This is a genomic window from Nonomuraea coxensis DSM 45129, from assembly GCF_019397265.1.
Taxonomy (GTDB): Bacteria; Actinomycetota; Actinomycetes; order Streptosporangiales; family Streptosporangiaceae; genus Nonomuraea; species Nonomuraea coxensis.
This window is the reverse complement of sequence record NZ_CP068985.1, coordinates 1,924,974-1,946,269: the sequence shown is the minus strand read 5'-3', so window position 1 is coordinate 1,946,269 and position 21,296 is coordinate 1,924,974. Positions and strand designations below refer to the sequence as shown.

At 65.9% G+C, this 21,296-nt stretch carries 13 protein-coding genes and 2 pseudogenes; 5 read left to right on the top strand and 10 right to left on the bottom strand.

The annotated features are described in order from the left end of the window. Positions 1 to 63 precede the first annotated feature (63 nt). The gene (locus Nocox_RS09395; protein ID WP_020546244.1) at positions 64 to 408 is read right to left on the bottom strand and encodes a hypothetical protein; all 345 of its coding nucleotides are present in this window, start codon (positions 406 to 408) and stop codon (positions 64 to 66) included. A gap of 165 nt (positions 409 to 573) precedes the next feature. On the opposite strand from Nocox_RS09395, the pseudogene Nocox_RS09390 reads away from it, so the two are divergent. Continuing rightward, positions 574 to 1,354, top strand: a pseudogene (locus Nocox_RS09390) (transposase family protein). Positions 1,355 to 1,658: 304 nt separating this feature from the next. Here Nocox_RS09390 and Nocox_RS09385 read toward each other — a convergent pair. The 5 genes from Nocox_RS09385 to Nocox_RS09365 all read right to left on the bottom strand — a co-directional run bounded on the left by Nocox_RS09385 (position 1,659) and on the right by Nocox_RS09365 (position 5,199). Beyond that, complete coding sequence (locus Nocox_RS09385) at positions 1,659 to 2,033, bottom strand: hypothetical protein (protein ID WP_157383375.1); 375 nt, start codon at positions 2,031 to 2,033, stop codon at positions 1,659 to 1,661. Then, positions 1,990 to 2,784, bottom strand: a complete 795-nt coding sequence (locus tag Nocox_RS09380; protein ID WP_020546242.1) for a polymorphic toxin-type HINT domain-containing protein — start codon at positions 2,782 to 2,784, stop codon at positions 1,990 to 1,992. The genes Nocox_RS09385 and Nocox_RS09380 overlap by 44 nt, the downstream gene beginning before the upstream one ends. Beyond that, positions 2,781 to 2,987: a hypothetical protein gene (locus Nocox_RS44115; protein ID WP_425517759.1), complete on the bottom strand. Its 207-nt coding sequence runs from the start codon at positions 2,985 to 2,987 to the stop codon at positions 2,781 to 2,783. Before Nocox_RS44115 ends, Nocox_RS09380 begins: the two co-directional genes overlap by 4 nt. A gap of 737 nt (positions 2,988 to 3,724) precedes the next feature. Beyond that, positions 3,725 to 3,985, bottom strand: a complete 261-nt coding sequence (locus Nocox_RS09370) for a hypothetical protein (protein WP_020546240.1) — start codon at positions 3,983 to 3,985, stop codon at positions 3,725 to 3,727. Next, positions 3,985 to 5,199, bottom strand: a complete 1,215-nt coding sequence (locus Nocox_RS09365) for a polymorphic toxin-type HINT domain-containing protein (protein WP_085996061.1) — start codon at positions 5,197 to 5,199, stop codon at positions 3,985 to 3,987. Before Nocox_RS09365 ends, Nocox_RS09370 begins: the two co-directional genes overlap by 1 nt. Before the next feature lie 57 nt (positions 5,200 to 5,256). Between Nocox_RS09365 and Nocox_RS09360 the strand changes: the two genes are divergently transcribed. Then, a complete protein-coding gene (locus tag Nocox_RS09360) occupies positions 5,257 to 7,023 on the top strand; it encodes an IS1182 family transposase (protein WP_157383376.1) in 1,767 nt (588 codons plus the stop codon). Between the two features lie 7 nt (positions 7,024 to 7,030). Here Nocox_RS09360 and Nocox_RS09355 read toward each other — a convergent pair whose 3' ends face one another. The 3 genes and pseudogenes from Nocox_RS09355 to Nocox_RS44110 all read right to left on the bottom strand — a co-directional run. Beyond that, positions 7,031 to 12,589 carry an RHS repeat-associated core domain-containing protein gene (locus Nocox_RS09355; protein WP_157383374.1) on the bottom strand — a complete coding sequence of 1,853 codons (5,559 nt, stop codon included), beginning with the start codon at positions 12,587 to 12,589 and terminating at the stop codon, positions 7,031 to 7,033. Between the two features lie 809 nt (positions 12,590 to 13,398). Then, positions 13,399 to 15,300 (bottom strand): protein kinase domain-containing protein, encoded by a 1,902-nt coding sequence (locus Nocox_RS09350; protein ID WP_157383373.1) that lies wholly within the window; start codon positions 15,298 to 15,300, stop codon positions 13,399 to 13,401. A gap of 158 nt (positions 15,301 to 15,458) precedes the next feature. Continuing rightward, positions 15,459 to 15,611, bottom strand: a pseudogene (locus Nocox_RS44110) (IS701 family transposase); the annotation flags it as partial. An 879-nt stretch (positions 15,612 to 16,490) separates the two neighbouring features. On the opposite strand from Nocox_RS44110, the gene Nocox_RS09345 reads away from it, so the two are divergent. The 3 genes from Nocox_RS09345 to Nocox_RS09335 all read left to right on the top strand — a co-directional run bounded on the left by Nocox_RS09345 (position 16,491) and on the right by Nocox_RS09335 (position 19,611). Beyond that, the gene (locus Nocox_RS09345) at positions 16,491 to 16,928 is read left to right on the top strand and encodes a nuclear transport factor 2 family protein (RefSeq protein WP_020546234.1); all 438 of its coding nucleotides are present in this window, start codon (positions 16,491 to 16,493) and stop codon (positions 16,926 to 16,928) included. A gap of 365 nt (positions 16,929 to 17,293) precedes the next feature. Further along, entirely contained in the window at positions 17,294 to 18,352 is a 1,059-nt protein-coding gene (locus Nocox_RS09340) for a HesA/MoeB/ThiF family protein (RefSeq protein ID WP_020546232.1), read from the top strand. Then, positions 18,349 to 19,611, top strand: coding sequence for a hypothetical protein (locus Nocox_RS09335; RefSeq protein ID WP_157383372.1), 1,263 nt, complete (start codon positions 18,349 to 18,351; stop codon positions 19,609 to 19,611). The genes Nocox_RS09340 and Nocox_RS09335 overlap by 4 nt, the downstream gene beginning before the upstream one ends. A gap of 51 nt (positions 19,612 to 19,662) precedes the next feature. Here Nocox_RS09335 and Nocox_RS09330 read toward each other — a convergent pair whose 3' ends face one another. Beyond that, positions 19,663 to 21,090 carry an aldehyde dehydrogenase family protein gene (locus tag Nocox_RS09330; protein WP_020546230.1) on the bottom strand — a complete coding sequence of 476 codons (1,428 nt, stop codon included), beginning with the start codon at positions 21,088 to 21,090 and terminating at the stop codon, positions 19,663 to 19,665. Between the last annotated feature and the right edge of the window lie 206 nt (positions 21,091 to 21,296).

Genomic DNA, 21,296 nt, shown 5'->3' with positions numbered 1-21,296 from the left:
CTGTCGCCGGGTTTGGTGGCACCAGGATCGGTTGGCGAGATCAAATGAACGGTTTGCTTACTCTCACCTGGCCTCGTGAACCACATGATCTTGTGGGTCGTATGCGGTCAGCCCGTGCTTGGCAGCAAGCTCGAGCAAGATCGACGAAATCTCACCCGCGCGGGACCAAGAGATGGCGACGATAACGCACTCCTGGGTCACGTATATGGAGGAAGACCATGGAGAATCGTGCGTATTGTCCTCAGCCAAATCCGGGAACATGGAGATCACTGCTTGATAGAAGGCTTCGATCGCGGGACTCTCCTCAACGACACCCTCGAGCCCGTCGGTCAGCTTGTCGTAGACCTGGGCCGCTTCCTCTCGGTTAGGCGGTGAATCCTGCCACCAGAAGGCCAAATCGAAACTCACCCCTGCTCCTCCTAAATCCTCAGCCAACTTGATGTGCTACCGAGGCTTTTCCAACCTGATCGCGCTGGTCAACAGGAAGCCGGCACCGGGACGGGTTGGCATGAGAAGAGGCTCCCGGTAAGACAGCAGTCGACCAAGATCCGATGCCTCTACCGGAGAGCCTCGTTGCTGTCTTACCGTGCCGCGATCCCGCAGTCCAATCACACCCTGACCCGCCTGGCGGCACTGATCCGCGCTCAACGGGCTGAGCGCCGCTGCCGGTGGCGACGGCTGAATCCATCTCGGCAAGCCGTGCTCGTACTCGCCCACCTGCGCAACGCCGACACCTACCCCCGCCTGGCCGCCAGCTTCGGCGTCGGCACCAGCACCGCCTGGCGCTACACCCGCGAGACAGCCGACCTGCTCGCCACGCTCGCCGACGACGTCAACGCGGCCGTCTTACGCGCCGGTCTGCTGGCCTACGTCATCCTGGACGGCACCTTGATCCCGATCGACCGGCTGGCCGACGAACGCCCGTACTACTCCGGTAACACCGCTGTCACGGCGTCAACGTGCAGGTCCTGGCCGATCCCGCCGACCAGCTCGTCTGGGCCTCGCCCGCGCTGCCCGGTGCCACGCACGACCTGACCGCGGCCCGTGCCACCGGCCTCATCGACACGCTGACCACGGCAGGGGTGAAGACCTTCGCCGACAAGGGATATCAAGGCGCGGGCGGCAGCATCTGCACCCTGTTCAGAGGCCATGGGCTGCGGCCGCCGCTGTCGCGCCATCAGCGCTCGGTCAACCGCGCCCACGCCCGTATCCGCGCCTGCGGGGAACGCGCCGTTGCCACCTTAAGACCCGGAAAGTCCTGTCCCGGCTGTGCTGCTGCCCACACCGCGCCACCACGATCGTGCAGGCCATCCTCGTCCTGCAGTTCATCGAAGAAGGCCGCTATCCAGGATGAAAAGGGCTCAGTTCCTCCAGTCGGCTGAGCACCTCCAAAGCCCCTTCACAAGCAGGCATTCAGACAGATCCACTATCCGACGGCGCCGTTACATGTTCGGCTCCGACTCCAACGCCAAGCCATCGACGCCCTTGGGAACGCACTCGATGCGACCGGCGACGACCCTGGTGACCCACCCGCCGTAGCCGTCGTCCGCTGACACTGCCGTCAGCGTTGCCGTCAGTCCACGTGAAGAGCCCCGCCAGGATCTTCCAGCGGGGCTCTTCATGCGTCTGTCATCAATTCCCTGAAGCTCAACAGTTCCTCAGTGGGGGACGACTGAGGAAACCCAGATCGTCACATCGCTTGCGATCCTTGATGCCGTTCCACCGGGAACAACGCGGTGTTCATTTTTTTCTGGGTTCCGGTACTCCACTTCAAGTCGATCATCTGAATCCAGAGTCACGACGACGTACCACTGATCGCCGGATCCCCGCGACTCGACTGTAAGGAATGAGTTATCGGGGTAACTCAGCTCGCCGATCAACTCGAAGAGCAAGTCTTCCGAAATTCCTTCGTACGACTCGCCGCTCTCCGTTTCCACAGTGTACGGACTTGATGACATGCCACCTCCAGCGTTCATGTAGATAGAGCGTCTACCAGCCGTCGCGGTCCCTGAAGAACCCACCGCCAGTGACATGCTGTAGATCCTTCTCCCAAGACTGGGTAGATGCCACAGAGCCTCTATGTGGTCCAAAATTCAGCGGCCCCGGATGCCTCTCCGTCATGTACCGCTCTACGTCAAGAGCATCCTGTCGAGAGTCGTAATTCTTGAGGATTACCATCCCAGCGCCACCCTCGTATTCTGAGTTCTTGTAGCGACCGACGGGATTCTTAGAGATTCCCCACTTGAGCAATTCGCCGCTCGAGGGTTTCACTAGGGCGTACAGAGAGGTCTGTCCAGCGTCGGGAAGCGGGCCGCTGATTCGCTTTCCAGTGGTGAAGGTCGGACAGGATGCGTTGTGAGCCAGGACCGGAGTCTGCCCCGCCAGCACATAGTACGTGTGCAGGTCGGCGACAGTCAGGTTGTGTACCTGCTGGGTGGCGCTCCACTTTCTGACGGCCGTGACCTGGACGTGCGTTCCAGCGGAGGTTCGCAGCCACATGCCTGGCCGGAGGTCGCTGGCATCGACCCATTCCCGCAGGTCGGGAATCCAGAACGGGTGCTGGTAGGTGGCGGTCACCGTGCTGGCGGCCTGGTCGCCCTCGCCTGTCTTCGTGTCGCCTCCGTCGCTTGTCCGGATGGTCAGCTCAACGAGATTTTTACCGCCTTCGTTGGCAAGGAGTGCCGTCACGGCTTTCGCTGACGTCGTTTCAGTCTCGGGATCCGTTGCCATGACGGTGTCACCGATCCTGACGTCCTCGATGGCCTTGAGGGTGCCGTCCTTCATGAGGACCTTCGTTCCTGGCACAAAGCTGTTGCAGTCCGACGCCTTGAACTTTTTAGGCTGAGGTCTCGGGTTGGCGTACCCTCGCCTTGCATTGAACGAGGCCCCGACCGGCGGCGCTTCTCCTTGGTCACCCAGTTCCGCACGGACTGCCGCGATACACCGAAATCCTTAGCGGCCTGCCCGATCGTCGACCGCTCGTTCAAGACGGCCTTGACAACCTCGTCCTTGAACTCCTCTGAATAATTTTCCCCGCCACGAACCCTTCCTTCCCAGACCAGTCAGCACCCTACTTGGCACCGTGTCCGGAAAATCAGGGGCACCTCAGAACGCTACTGACGGGCTCGTGGTGCGCGCCACTGCTCACGGCGAGGGAGGATCTGTGCTGTCGTACTCTGCGAGCCAGTCTTCAGCGTTACGACGGCATTTATCACTAAATGAGGCAGCCGAATTGCGTAGATAGTGAACAAATCGACGTTTGTCGGGATCGACAGCCCCAATGAAATCCATCGCTTGAAAAAGGACGTCCTCATCGTCGTCGTTGGCGAGATCATGCCATGCGACGGGAAGCACCTGCATTAGTCGCTCGCGGCAGGCGGTGCTTAGAGCGACAGGTGTGCGACCGTCATCACCGACAACCGCGTCAGCCCCATCAAACGGCTCAGAGTATGCTATCTCCACTAGAAGGTTGTAGACCTCGGCTTTCGCGCGAGACTCCCGGAGGCGAAGTAGCTCGATCAGAAAAGGGATAACGTGATAGGCCCCTTCATGGAGTCCATGGCTTAGTGCAACGGCATGCTCGAGAGAAGCTCGAGCCATCTCTATCGAGTTGATATCGTCTGCTTCGGCGCGCCACTCGCCCGGATCGAACAGGACGATCAGGCAGAAAACTACATCAGCCGAAATCGATCAGAAGGGACGACCACCTCGTGAGTCATCGAGGTCAGCCTTCGCCGAGAAGGCCGATGGCTTCCGGGAGCCCCAGAATTGCCCTCTGACGCTCCGGGTTTTCTTCCAGTTCGGCGCACTCAAGGATCAGAGAAGTGACTTCCCGACGCCCCTCTTCCGGGAGATCGCGAAACAGAGCGGCAGCCGGCTCGAGAATGTCCGTCGCGATGTCCGGATCAATGTCTTCATCGTCCGTCAAGTCTATCGAGACGACGACGCTCACGAATGCGCGAACCAGAACCTTGTTGACATCCATCAGGGAACAACCCTCACTTGAATGTTGGTGATCAGGAGGTCGCCGAGGACCTTCCGAGCCCGCACCGCCTCGGCTGCAGTGGGGACTTCCCATCGACCCGTGTAACCGTTTTGCTCAAGCGCTAGAGATTGATTCATGGCCTGCCGGTATGTCTTATTGAAAGTCGTAACGCTCACCTTTCGGTCGATCATCACTCCATTGGCCGCATCAAACCCATCGAACTTGATCTGCGACAGGCTCTTTCCGCCAGCCTTATAATACTGCAGCGCCGGAGCCACGCCAGCTCTGGAACCCGCCGCACCCGCATCATAAGCCCGCGCCGTGGAACTCATGTTGGCGTTCTCGTTGACCCAATGAACATCGCCGTCGCAGTTGTGAACCAGGACCGGCGTACCGCCCGCGAGCACATAGTACGTGTGCAGGTCGGCGACAGTCAGGTTGTGCACCCGCTGGGTGGCGCTCCACTTTTTGACGGCCGTGACCTGGACGTGCGTTCCAGCGGAGGTTCGCAGCCACATGCCTGGCCGGAGGTCGCCGGCATCGACCCATTCCCGCAGGTCGGGAATCCAGAACGGGTGCTGGTAGGTGGCGGTCACCGTGCTGGCGGCCTGGTCGCCCTCACCTGTCTTCTTGTCCCCTCCGTCGCTTGTCCGGATGGTCAGCTCAACGAGATTTTTACCGCCTTCGTTGGCAAGGAGTGCCGTCACGGCCTTCGCCGACGTCGTCTCAGTCTCGGGATCCGTTGCCATGACGGTGTCACCGATCCTGACGTCCTCGATGGCCTTGGGGGTGCCGTCCTTCATAAGGACTTTCGTTCCTGGCACAAAGCTGTTGCAGTCCGGCGTCTTGTACTTTCTAGGCTGAGGTCTCGGGTTGGCGTACCCGCGCCTTGCATTGAACGAGGCCATCGGTGCGCCGTCGGTGACACCGCCTGCGTTGGCCAACTGCCAGCGGAAGGCCTCTATATCTTCCTTCTTGATGTGAGCGTCACGGCTGTAGTAGCGAGACCTTTGCGCTTCGCGCTTCTTCCATGCCGTTATTTCTCGTTTCTGTTTGGCGTATTGCTTCTGACGCTGCTTGTGGATCTTTCTCTCGGTCTTGGTTTTCTTCTTGCCGCTGGCGTGGTGGGTTTTGGCGAAGGTCGCGATCCTGCTGGTTAACTCGCGACACGCGGCTGTAGGTTCGTGACCTGAGTCTTTGACGTCCGGGATCATGCGGTGCACGGCCGGGTCTCCCCCTCCTCCCGGCCGTGGATGGAGTGGTCGGTGTCGATGCAGCCCCGATCCTGGCCGGAGCCGGATCCGATGATCGCGGCGGCGATTCGGTCGATGTATAGCGGCAAGCGGCAGCCGCCGCTACCCGTCCGGGTCCGGGATGAGCTGGGTGAGTTGTTCGCCGACGCGGAGTTCGCCGCTGCATTCGCGGTGGAGGGTAAGCCGGGCTGGTCACCGGGCCGGCTGGCGTTGATCACGGTGTTGCAGCGGGTGGAAAATCTGACCGACCGGCAGGCCGCCGAGACCGTGCGAGCGGACTTGAGCTGGAAATACGTGCTCGGGCTGGCGTTGGATGATCCCGGGTTCGACGCCAGTGTGCTGAGTGAGTTCCGGACTCGGGTGGTCGCCCACGGTTTGGAGGAGAAGGCTCTGGACCTGCTGCTCGCCAAGCTCGCCGGTAAGGGCCTGATCGGGGCGGGCGGCAAGATGCGTACCGACTCCACCCATGTGATCAGCGCGGTCCGGGACCTGAACCGGCTGGAGCTGGCCGGGGAATGCGTCCGCGCAGCGTTGGAGGCGATCTCGGCCGCCGACCCCGGCTGGATCAGCAGAGTTCTCGAGCTGCCTGGATGGGCTGAACGCTACCGCGCCCGCATCGACTCCTGGCGGCTGCCGTCATCACAGACCAGACGCGAAGAGCTTGCGCGCGCCTACGGCGCCGACGGTTATGCGCTGGTGGAAGCGGTGTATGCGCCGTTCTCTCCGCTCTGGCTGCGGAATCTGCCCGCCGTGCAGGCGCTGCGGGTCATGTTGATCCAAAACTATGTACGCGTCACCGACAGGAAGGGACGGGAGGTGGTCAAGCGGCGGCGGCCCCTCGAAGACGGTGGAGAGGGACTGCCGCCGGGCAGATCGCGTCTGACCTCTCCTTACGACACCGATGCCAGATGGGCGGCCAAGGGCGACGACTTCTTCTGGAACGGCTACAAGGTCCACATCAGCGAAACCTGCCACACCACGAACGACGTGGACACCGTGGATGAGGCCGCGGAGCGTGAGAACATCAGCCTCGGCCAGGCAATCGCACCGCCGAACTTGATCACGAACGTGGCGACCACGGACGCCACCGTGCCCGACGTGACGATGACCGAGAAGGTCCATCAGCACCTGCGCCGACGTGGGCTGCTACCGCGCGAGCACTACGTCGACTCCGGCTACGCTTCGGCGGAACTGATCGTCGGAGCGGGTGAGGTCTACGGCCTGACCCTCGTGACGCCCGTCTTACTTGATCACTCGCCTCAGGCGCGTGCCCAGAGCGGCTATGACCGAACCTCGTTCACGGTGGACTGGGCAAACCAGCAGGTCACTTGTCCTCGAGGGCAGACCAGCGCCTCGTGGAGCCCGTGCCGACAACGCGGTAGCGACGCGATCGTGGTCACCTTCTCCACCACGTCCTGCCGTCCATGTCCGGTCCGCGCGCTCTGCACGACCTCCAGCCGGGAACGTCGTCAGCTCACCCTTCACCCACGGCCGATCGAGCAGGCCCTGCAAGCTGCCCGCGCTGAGCAGACCAGCCGACAGTGGCAGGACAAGTACAAGATCCGCGCCGGGGTCGAGGGTACGGTCCGCCAGGCCATCGCGGTCACCGGTCTTCGCCGCGCCCGCTACCGGGGCATCGCCAAAGTCCACCTCGAACACGTCTTCTCAGCCGTCGCTCTCAACCTGATCCGCCTCGACGCCTGGTGGAACAACCAGCCCCTCGATCGAGGTCGTACCAGCCATCTCGCGCGCCTTGAACTGGCAGAACTTGCTTTAACCGCCTGAAGTTGAGTTAGCCAGCAAGGTCGGTCGCATCTGACTCCCGGCTGCCGGTGTCGACGCGGCGGCCGTCGGGGTCGGCCAGGTCGATGGGGTTGTTGGCGGCGTAGGAGTAGGGGTTGGCCCATTCGGGGGTGCGCAGGTCGAGTTCGGGGTCGGTGGAGATGAACCGGGCGATGGCCGGGTCGTAGTAGCGGGCACCCAGGTAGGTCAGGCTGGTGGAGGCGTCTTCAGTCTTGCCGAGGAAGCCGCGGTCGGTGAAGGGGAGGTCGTCGGCGCCGCGGCGTTGGCCGAAGGGCAGATAGCGTTCGCGGCTGACGGTGCCGGTGGTGTCGTTGACGGCCAGTTGGGTGCTGCCGTGTTTGCCGGTGAGCATCCAGGTGACGCCGCCGGCGTCGCGCATGGCGACCAGGTCTCCGTCGGCGCTGCTGTAGTAGCGTTTGCCGGCCACCGCCCCGGCGGACAGACGCAGCTCCATGGCGCCGAGGTAGAGCGTGGTGCTGCCGTCGGGATCGCGCCGGATCAGGCGCTCACCGGCGGCGTCATAGAGCATGCCGGTCTGCTGGCCGTCGATGGTGGCCTGGGTGAGCTGGCCGAGTTGGTCCCAGGTGAAGGTGCCTTGTCTGCCGGCCACGGTGCGGGCGGTGAGCTGGCCCTTGTTGTCGTAGGCGTAGGTGTCGGTGCCGTTCGGGCGGGTGATGCTGGTGACGGCGTTGGGGCGCACGGCGCTCGCGCCGGGGGCGGGGTAGGTGTAGGTGGCGGTCTGGCCGTTGTCGGTCAGGGTGGTGAGGTTGCCGACCTTGTCGTAGGTGTAGGCCTGGCTGTAGGGATCGAGGCCCATGGCGTCGCCGGTGCCGGTGCAGGAGCTCGCGGTGGTGGTATAGGCGGTCTTGAGGCGGAGCAGGCCGTCGTAGGTGAAGCATTCGGACTGGCCGTCGGTCTGGCCGGGGATGGCCGAGTCGGCGTCCAGGACGCGGGTGATGTTGCCGGCGATGTTGTAGCTGTAGCGGTCGTCCTGGACGGTGTCAGGGGTGGACGTGTTCGCCTTGGTCTGGGTGGTGACGCGGGAGAGCCAGTCCGTGGTGGCGTCGCGTGCCAGGACACGTTTGATCTGGCCGTTGCCGCCGAGCGAGCGGGTTTCCAGCTTGCCGGTGGCGGTGAAGGCGGTGTCCTTGACGTAGGTGAAGCCGCCCAGGTCGGAGGTCAGGCCCTTGGCGAAGCCGAGGTCGGTGTAGCTGTGGGTGAGCTTCTCGGCCGGCAGGCCACCGGCCGCGGGCATGCCCTGCTCACGCAGGTTGCCGGCCGCATCGTAGGCGGCGGTGAAGGTGTAGTCCCGGCCGAGACCGCCCTCGGCGGCCGGGACGGTAATCGTGCTGGTTATGGGCCGGTAGTCGCTGTCGTAGCCGGTGACTGCCTGGGTGTAGGGCTGACCGCCGGTGTAGCGGGTGGCTGTACTGGGCTGGCCTTTGGCGACGGTGTCGTATGTCCATTCGGCGAGCTTGGTGCCGGTGGTGGGCTCGCCGGCCCACTGGGTGGTGCGACGGCCGAGATCGTCGTAGCCGGTGGAGATTTTCTGGTTCTTGCCGTCGATGCTCCATATCTGCCGGCCGGCCAGGTCGTAGCCGTAGCTGGAGGTGCCGGCGTCCGGGTCGGTGGAGGCGGTACGACGGTCCAGCCAGTCGTGGGTGTAGGTGCGGACGTTGCCGTTGGCGTCCGTCATGCTGGTCAGGTTGTCGTTGAGGTCGTAGCCGTAGACGGTGTCGGCGTGGCTGGTGGCGTCCGCCCATTCCTCGACCTTGACGACGCGGTCGAAGACGTCGGTGACGGTGGCGGTCTTGCCGCCGACCGGCGGGGTGACCTCGGCGCGCTCGACGCCGGGATAGGCGGTGGTGGTGCGGCGCAGTTCAGTGCCCTCGTGGTACGCGATGACCGCGGTGGACCGCTCCAGCCCGTCGTAGAGCGTCTTCGTCCACTGCGGCAGGCTGGTCAGGGCCGGGTTGAGCAGGCCGCTGCCCGGCTGGGCGGTGTTGTGCACCGGCTCGGAGACGGACTCGGTGAGACCGCGGGCGTTGTAGGCGGTGGCGATGACGATACGGCCGCCGTTGGGTGAGGCGGTCTGTGTCTCGCGGGTGCGTCCCAACCCGTCGTCATAGCTGTGGCCGGTGATCCACTTGGCCTGGGCGCCGGTGCCGGTCAGCAGTTGCTTGACCGTGGTCTTGCTGGCGGCCGTGGGCTGTCCTAACCAGCCGTCGAAGGGGATGTCGTACGAGACAGTCGCGCTTGGTGTGTTGCCGCTACGAGGTTGCCCCGGCTTCCACAGCGCGATGGTGCGGCCGAGCCCGTCGTAATCCGTCTCGGTGACCTTGCCGTTCGCATCCGAGGTCCAGGTCGGCTCGCCCAGGGTGTGGGACAGGCGGGCGGTGACGGTGTGGCCGAGAGGGTTCTTGACCGTGACCCCGTCCTTCGGCCAGCCGGTGGCCGGGATGTAGGTGGTCGTGGTGGTCTTGTTCAGCGGGTCGGTCTCGGTGACCGTCCGGCCGTAGTCGTCGAAGGTTGCCTTGACGGTGGAGATGGTGGAGGCGTTCGCGTAGGAGCGCACCTCGGTGGGATTGCCGTCGCTGGGCTTGTTCGTGGCGGGGTCGGTGCCCAGGTCGTAGAGGGTGACGGTCTTGCCGAGCAGCGCGCCGGTGGAGCAGCTGTCGCCGGAGCGTTTCTCCGCGACTGACGGGAAGTCGACCAGCCATTGACCGGAGTCGGTGTTACGCGCGTAGGTGGTCTTGGTGCAGGAGTTGTCGGTCGTGACGCCGTCCTGGCCGTAGTCGTTGACCGTCTCCGGCAGGCCGTCGGCGTTGTAGCTCGTGCGCTCGTCGGTGTAACGCCAGCCACCGCCGGTCACCTTGCCCCGTGAACGTTCGCGTGTTTCTTGGACGAAGGCTGGATCTCTGGTGCCGGGTCCGTCGCCGGTGGACTTGAGCTGGTACTCCCAGCGGGTGGAGTCGATCTCGGTGTAGGCGCGTGGGCTGAGCGCCGTCATCTGCCAGGTCTGTTCCTGCAGCACTTGACCCTGCAGCAGCGGGGCGTCGGTGATGGCGGTGTTCTCGAAGTTGGTGACCTGCTGGCCGCTGCCACGCAGGAACGTCTGCGTAGTGACGGTGTAGCCGGCCGGGTCGCTGCCCGAGCCCGTCACCGTGCGGACCTGGCCGTAACCGCGCCATTCGGAGCCGTCAGGCGACTGGTCGGGCTCGGCGAACTCGGTCGGGTTCAGCCAGAGCGGGCCGCCCAGGAACTCGTAGCTGTGCACCACGTCCGGGGAGGCGGCGACCATGTCCCGTTCAACGACCTTGGTGGCCAACTGCTTGTAGTAGCGGGTCCAGGCCTCGTAGCCGTACTCAGGCTCGCTGCCCATGTCGACCTGGTAGCAGTCGCCGGCCTTGTCGCTGTGGTAGCTGGAGCCGTCGCGGCCCTTGCCACCGCCGCACGAGTCGGCCTGGCCGTAGGTGACCTCGATCCGGCCGCCCATGCCGTTCTTGATCGCGGCGATGCGCGGCACCATTCGCCACGACAGCTGATCGGGCCATTCCGAGTCGCTGATGTAATCCATCCGCCCGGCCAGCATCACCGCGTCGAAGTCCAGCGGCGGCAGCAGCACGTTCGGCTCGACGGCCTGCCCGGTCTGTTGCACGGTGTCCAGCCACATCGCCGCGTCGAACGGCAACCCCTGGTCGGTGCGCTGATACACCCAGGTATGCGCCAGGTCCAGCCGGTCCACCGGGTCCCACGCCCCGGAGGTGGGGTTGCGTGATTCGGTGCGGACCGTGGTGAGCTTGCGGGTGGAGTAGAAGGCGATCGCGTCGTTGACGCAGCCGGCCGCCTGCGCGCAGTGCAGGTCGGTGGGCACGTCGTCGCCGTCGCGGGCAACGGTGGTGAACAGGGTGCGCGCGGTCGGGGTGCTGCCGCTCACCTGGCTGTTGTGACCCCACGACACCGAGGCCAGGAAACCGCCTCGGTCATAGGGCAGGGTCTCGTAGACCTCATCGACGCAGGAGGGCAGGCAGAAGTAGTTGGTCTCGCGGGTATAGGTGTAGTCGATGACGTTCTCGTTGCGGTCGACCTCCTGGTCGAGGTTCCACCGCCACACGCCGGTGCAGGTGGGCGGGATGTCGTTGTTCATGTACCGGTCGACGCAGGGTTCGCCGAGTTCGTCGCCGACGTAGGGCACCTGCCATTGGGCGTCTCTGGTGTAGCCGAAGCGCCAGACCTGCCCCTGCTGGTCGGTGATCTTCCAGTAGGCGTTGCCGTCCGCGCCGCCGGTCACCTGCTCGATTTTCCAGCCCAAGTCCGGCAGGGTCTTCCACGCGCCCGTCGTGGTCTTGACGATCTGGGCCGAGCGGCCGCCGACATTGAGCACCAGTTCGGACTGGGTGCGGTCATTGGTGGTGCTGTCGCCGTCCTGCTCGTCCGGCGACTCCCAGCACAACGCCCGGCCCACCTGGTTCTCGTAGGCGTACCACACCAGATCGCCCTCGTACTGCGTGTACACGCTGCAGCGGCGGTAGCGGCGCTCGATGAAACCCGTGCTCAGATCCCAGCCGGCCCCGACCACGCCGGACTGGTTGTTGGTCCACGAGCCCTGTCCGTCCACGGATGAGGCGTCGTACTGCAATGACAGATCCGGCCCGTTACCCGCCGGCGACGGCGGCTCCGGAAGCGGGACGTCATAGTCGAAACCGCCGCCCGAGGTGCCCGCCTGCCAGGTGCCCGACGGCTTCAGGTCCGTCGCGCCCCAGTTGCCGTCCGGACCGGTCAGCCCGCCCGCCAGCAGGTAGACCGAACCCGCCGCCAGCTGCGCGGCCAGCGCCGCGTCGGCGGCCTTGGCCACCGCGGCCTTGTCGTTCTTGCCCGACGCCGCAGCCCGCTCGGGAACCAGATCGGCGTCGGCCACGGCCGCCTCCACCTCGGCGGTCAGCGTGCCGTTCTTGAAGTCGTTGACCGCGGGCACCACTGTCGGCCGGGTCACGCAGGCGCGAGGACGCGGCTGTTGCAGCACACACGCGGGCAGCCGCACCACCTGCAGCCGGCTGGCGAACTGGCCGCCGTAGGCGTCCCGGAAGCCGGCATAGGAGAACTCGGCTCGCATCTTGCCCGGTGATGTGCCGCTGTCGGCCCGTACGATCCGGGCGGCCACACCAACCCCGCCGAGCTTGCGCGCCGTCTCTGGCGCCAGGGTTTCCACCGTCACTTTGGCCGGCTCGTTGCCGCGCTTCTGGCCCACCTTCACCGGCGAACTGTCAGCACCGACGAACTCACCGCCGCTGGGAACGCTCACCTCGGCCTTGCCCGGCTGAGGCCAGACGGGCTTTTTCCGCTCCACTTTTGGCACGGACTCCTCCGCGCCCTTGACCGCCTTCTTCGCCGGCACCCGTTGAGCATCCACCGATGGTTCGGGGTCGGACGCGGCCGCCGTAGCGGACTGAACCAGCTGGTCAGGCACCCCTAGGCTGGAGACCATCACCATGGCCGCCAGCCCTATCAGGAAGGCCACGAACCGCAGTCGCAGTCGACGATCACGCATCCCGAGCTCCTTCGTGGCACGCTGACGCAGGCCCCGAGTGAAGGGGCCTTCAGGGCACCTAAAGCGGACATAAGGAGGATCACTGGGAATGTGATCTATGGACGAAGATCGGTCAACAGCGGGAGTGTCGCTTACCCGACACGATGAGCCAGGATCTTGTTGTGAACTCGCTCATGATCGCTGGTCAGACAAGGAGTCAAGGGAACGCAATCTGACACGACTGCCAAAGTGTGATCTGCGTCACATGTAGATCGGCTTTTGGCTTTCTCATTCCAGAAGACTCCGGCTGTAGCACTGACTTGACTTGGGGGCGACTCAAGTCGAGGCACTAGCCGATCAGCGTCGCCCATACCCGGTGACCCACCTGGTCGTCCCCCTCATGACCGACCTCGTCGGCGACCGCCGCGACGATGGCCAGCCCTCTGCCCCGCTCAGCGTGGGTCCGGCAGCGCAGCCCGAAGCGGGGGACACCGCCCCAGCCGCAGCCTGAGGAGGGGGGGGCAGGTCTCCAGCCAGGTGTTGCAGTGCCGGCACCAGCCCGCGGGCTTGGAGGTTGTCGGGGTTGTGGTCGACGAACACGCCGCTCGCGCTTCGGCAGACGTGGCAGGCGGGACCCGGCGCCTCGATCAGAGCCCTGATGATCGGGCCCAGAACAGGGCCATGGAAGGGAGGCCATCGTCCGTCGTCCTGGTGACCGGGCACCGCTCCGCCGCCTGATGACAGCGGGGTCGGTCTCGGGGCCGAGGGTGAGTACCGTGCGCGAGATGCGCGACTTCGTGTCGCATCACCGAGGAAGAACTACACCCAAGTCATTTCTGTACTCTGAAGTCTCGGAATTCGGCGAGGACATCGAACCCGGCCAGACCGACCCGGCCCAGACCTTTTGGATCGACTCTGGGCACCTCACGCTGGGACACCTGTCGGCCGTCCACGTAGAAGGTATAGGTCGAGCCCTTCCTGGTCACCTTGAGCGTGTGGAAGTCATCGGGGTCGAAGCCGAACGGCCATGGGATGCGCTCCCAACTGAACACACCCTTCTCCATCACCAGGACGGTGAGCTTGCCGTCTTCGGTGAGCGGTTCGACGTAGTAGCCGATGTCGTTGCCCGGCTCCGTGTTGGAGAACAGCAAGCCGTACTTCGGGGTCTTGTCCCGGCGGCCGTACTCGAGCAAGCGCGCGCGGACCGAGAGCGTGAAGCCGGTGCTCATCGGCCGCTTCGTCCACATCAGGAACCCCCAGCCAGGGCCTGTGGGTTCTTCGGGGTATCGGGTCAACTTGGCGCTGCGTGGGCCGGTGATGTCCCACTCTGACACATCACCCTTCGTATCCCAGCGTCCAGACACTGCAGGGCGTCGTGTGAGGGTTGTCGTCGGAGTGGGGGCTGGAGTGGTGGCCGACGAAGGGGTCGAGCTTGTGCTCGGAGTGGCCTTCCGGACGGAGGCCGGCGGGGTCGTGCCGGTTGGCGTGGCACGCGTTGGCGTGGTGCGCGTTGGCGTGGTGCGCGTTGGCGTGGTGCGCGTTGGCGTGGTGCGCGTTGGCGTGGCAGGAGCTGCCATGGCTGAGGCTGGCAGGCCGAGCGTGGTAGTGGCCGCTGGGTCCACAACTGCGGGCGGGCTGGTTGAGAGCGCGGGCCACAGGATGTAGGCCGCACTCACCGTCACCGCCACCCCCGCCGCCACCGCCACAGGCCGTCCCCACTTGGAGGTACGGCGGGCAGCATGGTCTCGTCCAGGCGCCGCCGGTGCGGTGCCACGGCGAGAAACCCCGAGTTCGCCCCGAGGCTCGCCGGGACCGCTGTCCTTGTGAGGTTCACTGGGCACGCTGTCCCGGCGAGCCTCAGCAGGTCCGCTGTCCCTGTGAGAGTCGTTGCCGGGCACGCTGTCCCGGGGAGGCGTCACGGGTGCGGCGGCTGGGGAGCCATCCATCAGCGCGTTCCAGGCCGTCTCGGCGTCAGGGCGCAGCGCGGGATCCTTCTGAAAGCACGCCGCCAGCACGTCATGCAGCGGCTCACCGATGGCCCGGAGGTCGGGCTCGATGTTGAGTACCCTATGCATGACCGCGGGGATGGAGTCGAGGCCGAACGCGGGCGAACCGGTGGCGGCATAGACCATCGTCCCGGCCCACGAGAACAGATCCGAGGCGGGCCCGATCTGCTCGGCCCGAATCTGCTCGGGCGACATGTAGCCGGGCGAGCCCACCACACTGCTGGCGGTGACGGAGGAGGCGTCCAGCGACCTGGCGATGCCGAAGTCGATCACCCTGGGCCCGTCAGCGGCCAGTAACACGTTGGAAGGCTTGAAATCGCGGTGTATGATGCCCGCCCGGTGGATGGAGATCAGAGCGGTCATGGTCCCCACCGCGAGCCGTACCAGATCGTCGCCGGTCAAGGGGCCACGTGTGCGTACGGCCTGCTGGAGGGAGACGCCCTCGACCAGTTCGGAGACGACGTACGGTACGGCGCCCGCGAATCCGACGTCGAGCACACGTGCCGTACAGAACTGGGCCACCCGGCGGGCCAGCTCGACCTCACGCTGGAAGCGCCGTACGGCGGCGGTGTCACCGGCGAAGCGGGCGTGCAGGACCTTGGCCGCGATGGCGGTGCCGTCGGGCGCCCTCCCGGCGAAGACGGCGCCCTGGCCGCCCTCACCGAGGAAACCGAGAAGCACGTAGGGACCCAGTGCTGTCGGATCCCCGGGGCGCAGTGGCTGCATGAAGGGGATCTTAGAGTGCGGTTCGCGAGTATATGCCCGCGATGTCGCAGTGTGATCGTATGGATTTGTGGCCTTACCGCCGGTTGGTGGGTTCGGATGTGCCGGAATAGCCGCGTGACCGAGCGCAAGCCGTACCCGAGCGACTTGGTGTTGCCGTAGCCGATACCGGTGCCCAGCGACTGGTTCCTGGGCACGGCGACCACGTACCCGGCCTCGCGTTTCTCCAGGAACAGCCGGAACTTGTGGTCCTGGCCGTACGCCTCGTCCGCGCTCACCCACGAGGCAGGCACTCCACCGTCCAGCACCCGGCCAAAGCGACGGACCGGGGTCGATCATCGCCTCGATGAGTTGGGCCCTGACGGCATGCGCATTTCGTTGTGCGGGGTTCGCACGCATTCCGCGTTCAGGTTGTTCAGGGCTGTTCAGTCGTCGCGCATCAGCGGAGGGCAGCAACCGATGGGGAGCAGGTTCGGCCAGGTCATGCGATGCCTTCGTGGCGAGGCGACGGTACGCGCGTTCGCACGGCACGCGAGCATCAGCCCCAGCTACGTGTCAATGCTGGAAAAGGCGATATCAACCCATCCTTGAAGATCGCCATATCTTTGGACAGGGACTTGGCCGCAAATGGCGGATTGCTGGCGGCATTTGCGGCGGACGCGATAGCAAGCCGTAATGTCCCCTCTGATGCGCCAATCCAGCGGAGCGGTTCCGTGCCTACGCTGGTCACGGATGAGGACCACCTGCACGCCCTCCGGCACCGTCGGGGGGTCAAGGTCAAAGCGCTGTCCAAGAAGGGCCGCCACACGGAGGCCGAGGAAGCGCTGAACAGGATGACCGACCTGGCCGATCGGGGCGTGCGCGGTGACGCCCAGGGCTTCTGGACCCCGAGCGAGCCTACTTCTCCCCGAGCTGGGTGTACGCCGCCATGGGCAGGGGGGACGCGACGGCCCGAGCCCGCGAGGAACTGCTCCGCCGGACGCCCGCCTACGTATACGCGACGAACATCCGGCTGCACGAGGCTTGGGCCGCCATCGACAGAGGCGGCGTGGAGCGAGGGGCGAGCCAGGCCGTCACGACCATGGCCGCCGTCCCGGATCGATTCCGCCCGGCTCGATCCTGGCCTGAACGGCGAGCCGGGACTACCTGGGAGGTAATCGACGGCTTGACCTCTCAGGTGGGAGGTTTGCGCCATGAGCGAGAAGAACACCCGTGAAGTCGTGCAGGAGCTGCTGACCAGGATGGGCGAGGGCGATCACGAGCGCGTCGCCGCGTTGTTCGCCGAGCCGGTCGATTGGCGGCTCGACTGGCCGGACGAGGGGCACCCCGCGGTGCCGTGGATCCGGCCCCGCAGCACCCGGGCGGACGTGGCCGACCACTTCAGGACCCTGGAGGCGTACCACGCGCCCGAGCTGAACGGCACGACCGTGTCGACGATCCTGGTGGACGGGGCGGACGCCGTGGTGTTCGGCGACATCGTGCAGACGGTGAAGGGGGCGGGCGGGGTCTCGTACACCTCACCGTTCGCGTTGCGCCTGACGGTCGAGGACGGGCTCATCACCCGCTACCACATCTATGAGGACAGCCTGACGGTGGCCCGTGCCCTCGGCCAGCCGCTCTCTACCGACTAGTAGCTATCAGCGAACAAATCACCCCAGATCGTAACTTTCGATCAGTTTTCGAGACGTCTTACATCTAACTGACTCTTCTGACTATGATCACCAATCGGTGCACGGATCATCGTGCACCGAACTTCGTTCTCTCGGGAGACCACATGGAGAAGGCAAGCCAGGCCGTCGAGGCCACCAAGCCCGTCAAGAAGATGAGCCTCGAGATCAAGCGGCTGGAGAAGGTGGAGACCACCATGCTCCGCCAGTTCGGCTGATCTCTCTAGATATCCGGCCGGTCAGGCACGGCCTGACCGGCCTCCCCCTTTCTTGGTGTCATCTGGAAGGTTTTCGTGCGCTTCCCCCGTATCAAGCGTGTTCATCAGCCGGTGGCCCTGCCGGATGGCCGCATCGTCATCGGCCTCATGCAACAGGGCATCTCCGCGGAGATCCAGGACGACGAGGACGGCGCGATCGCTCAGCTGATCGTCCTCATGGACGGCACCAGGACGGTCGATGAGATCTGTGCCATCTTCGCCGAGACACACCCGGACTTCGATGACCAGAGTGTCCGCGAGGTCATCGAAGGGCTGATCGACAACGGATTCGTCGAAGACGCCGGTGCGCCGCTTCCCGCCAACCTCACTCCGCGCGAGGCGGCACGCTACGAGCCCGCCAGGAACTTCTTCGCGTGGATCGACGCCACTCCGCGGAGCTCGCCGTACGAGGTGCAGTCCAAGATCAAAGACGCCAAGGTGTGCCTGCTCGGCATCGGCGGCACGGGTTCCGCCGTGGCGGCCGGCCTGGTCTCCAGCGGCGTCGGGGCTCTGCACATCGCCGACTTCGACACCGTCGAGGAGTCGAACCTCACCCGTCAGCTCCTTTACACCGAGCAGGACATCGACCGCCCCAAGGTCGACAGCGCCGTCGAGCGGCTGCGCGCCATGAACAGTCTGGTCACCGTCACGGGCAGCACGCTCAAGGCGGGCGCCGCGAATGACATCGCCGCCCTGATGGAAGACTGCGACGCGTTCGTCCTCTGCGCGGACAAGCCGCACCCGGACATCATGTACTGGACCAACGAGGCGGCGCTGCGCACCGGCACGCCATGGTTCGTCAGCTTCTACACGGGGCCGATGGCGGTCGTGGGATCCCTGATACCGCGAGAGACCGGATGCTGGGCGTGCCTGCAGCGTCAGGAGAACCAGCGCGAGCTCAACGCCCACGGCCGCTCGCTGACCGAGGAGCGCCCGAACGCCGTGGTCGCGGCCAGCGCCAACATCAGCGGGCAGCTCTGCGCGCTGGAAGTCCTCTATCACCTCAGCGGCCTGCCCACCCAGGCGCGAGGCAGGGTCTTCCACTGGAACTACGCCATGTGGGATCACTCCTATTACATCGACATTCCGCACGACGACGACTGCCCCGCCTGCGGGCCCGCCACGGCGTGAGTGCCGTGCTGCTCACCGCCGACAGCCGCGTCGACTTCCATCCGCTCAGCATCCGTCCCGATGACGACGACCCGGAGACCGTGGTCGTCGGCCGGTCGGCGATCGGGGAGTTCGTGGAGCTTCCCGCGCTCTACGGCGAGGCGATCCGCCTGCTGGAAGCGGGGTTCTCCGTCACCGCCGCGGAGGAGCGGATAGCCGCCGAGCATGAGGTGGAGCTCGACGTGTCCGAGCTCGTCGAAGCTCTGGCGGACCTGGGGTTCGTCCACTCCGTCAACGGAGAGCCGCTGCCGGACCCCAAGGCGCAGGCTGCGCGCAACCATTTCAGCCGGCTCACCGCGCGGCATGTGGCGTGGCTCTTCAGCCGGCCGATGAAACTCCTCTGGCTGCTGGTCGTAGGCGCGGCACTGGTCACCCTCGCCGTGCAACCCGACATGCTGCCGACCTACGAGGACTTCTTCTGGGGCGAGTACGTCGGCCTGACCGTACTGGTCAATACGGTGATGATGTCGCTCACCATCAGCATGCACGAGCTGATGCACCTGACGGCGGCCCGGTCGCTCGGTGTTCCCGGGCGGATCGGCTTCGGCACCCGTCTGCACAACCTGGTGGTGCAGACCGACGTCACGGCGGTGTGGGGCGTGCCGAGACGATCCCGCTACCGGGTCTATCTGGCCGGGATGACCTGGGACGCGTTCCTCATGGCGTCCCTGATCCTGCTGGTCGCCCACACGGGCATGCCTGAGCCGGTGAAGGCGGTGATGCAGGCGCTCGTCGTCTGTGTCCTCATGACGATCCCGTTCCAGCTCCAGGTCTACATGCGCACCGACCTGTATTACGTCCTTCGCGACCTGCTACGGACCCGCAACCTCTTCGACGACGGGCTCGCCTACGCCAAGTACCTTCTCGCCAAGGTCATGGCAGGTGTGCGGCGTCGCCCCGCTCCCGCCGTGGACCCGACCACCTCGCTGGCCCCCCACGAGCGCCGGGCGACCCGCATCTACTCGGTCGTCCTCGTCGTCGGGGCCTCCATCACCCTCAGCGCCTTCGTGTTGTTCGGCCTTCCGATCACGATCGCGGCGCTGGTGCGCGCCCTCGTGGCCATCGCCGATGGATTCAGCGGCGGGCCGGTGCTCCTGGCGCTGGACTCCGGGCTCCTGGTGCTCATCGAGGGCGGCATCCAGGTGCTCTTCCTGGTGACCTTCGTCCGGACCCACCCGCATTGGTTCCGCCGGCGCCGTACGACCCCCGTGGAGAGCTGATCAACGGCTCTGCCGAGGGGCGGGCGCACCCGCGCCCGCCCCTTTCGGGGATCAGAGGGTCAGGCCGGTGAGGACCATGACCTTCTCGTACGTGTAGTCCTCCATCGCCGAGTGCAGCCCCTCGCGGCCGATCCCGGAGTCCTTGACGCCGCCGTACGGCATCTGGTCGGCCCGGTAGGAGGGCACGTCGCCGATGATGACGCCGCCCACCTCCAGCTCGCGGTTCGCGCGGAAGGCGGCGTCCAGGGAGCGGGTGAAGACGCCGGCCTGCAGCCCGTACTTCGAGTCGTTGACCATCGCGTACGCCTCGTCGATCGAGGCGGCCGGCTGCAGGATCAGCACCGGGCCGAAGACCTCCTCGCAGGCGACCTTGGCGTCGTGCGGGACGTCGGCGAGCACGGTCGGGGCGACCGTGGCGCCGTCGCGGGTGCCGCCGGCCAGCAGGCGGGCCCCGCCGGCCACGGCCTCCTGGACCCACTGCTCGACCCGCTCGGCGGCGGCCTCCGACACGAGCGGCCCCACCTGGGTCTTCTCGTCGGCGGGGTCGCCGGTGACGAGGGCGTCCACGGCGGGCAGCAGGCGCTCGACGAAGGCGTCGTAGACGGGCTGCTCGACGATCACCCGCTGGACGGCGATGCAGCTCTGCCCGGCCTGGTAGTTGGAGAAGAGGGCGACGCGCTGCGCGGCCCAGTCGAGGTCGGCGTCGGCGAGGACGACGGCCGCCGCGTTGCCGCCCAGTTCCAGGGTCACGTGCTTGCGCGGCACCTGGTCGGCGATGGCGTAGCCGACGGGCGCGGAGCCGGTGAACGACACGACCGGCAGGCGCGGGTCGGCGACGAGGGCGGCGGCGCGCTCGTTCTGCAGGGGCAGCACCGAGAACATGCCGGCGGGCAGGTCGGTCTCGGCCAGGATCTCGCCGAGCACCAGCGCCGACAGCGGGGTGGCGGGCGCGGGCTTGACGATGACCGGCGCGCCGACGGCGAGGGCGGGGGCCACCTTGTGCGCGACGAGGTTGAGCGGGAAGTTGAACGGGGTGATCGCCAGCACGGGGCCCTTCGGCACCCGCGACACGTAGGCGAGGCGCCCGGCCGCGGCCGGCTCGGTGTCGAGCCGCTGGACCTCGCCCGACCAGCGGCGGGTCTCCTCGGCGGCGAAGCGGAACGTGGCGACGGCCCGCGAGACCTCGCCGCGCGCCCAGAAGATGGGCTTGCCGTTCTCGGCGGAGATGAGCCGGGCGATCTCGTCGGCCCGCTCGGCCAGCCGGCGCGAGACGTGGGCCAGGGCCTCGGCCCGTACGTGCACGGGCAGGGCGGCGGCCTGCCTGGCGACCGCGTGGGCGCCCGCGACCGCCTCCTCCACCTGGGCGTCGGTGGGCACGGAGTGCCGGCCGACCTCCCGGCCGTCGTGGGGGTTGGTGACAATGAGCTCGGAGTCCCCGGTGGCCGGGCTGCCGTTCAGCCAGAAGCTACGCACGTCCATACGAGAACGTTATGTCACCCGCGGGACCGGGGAATTACACCACGATGCACAAGAGCCCCGCGAGCGCTCACCGTTAAGTACAAGCTCCTCTGTATACCCAGGATGTAACAGAAGTAGACCTAATTCGGGATGTTTACCATGCGGAGGGGTTTGAGGGCTCTCCGCCTTGGCTAAGTCATCGGGTGCGGGTCTCCAGCGCGGCGGGC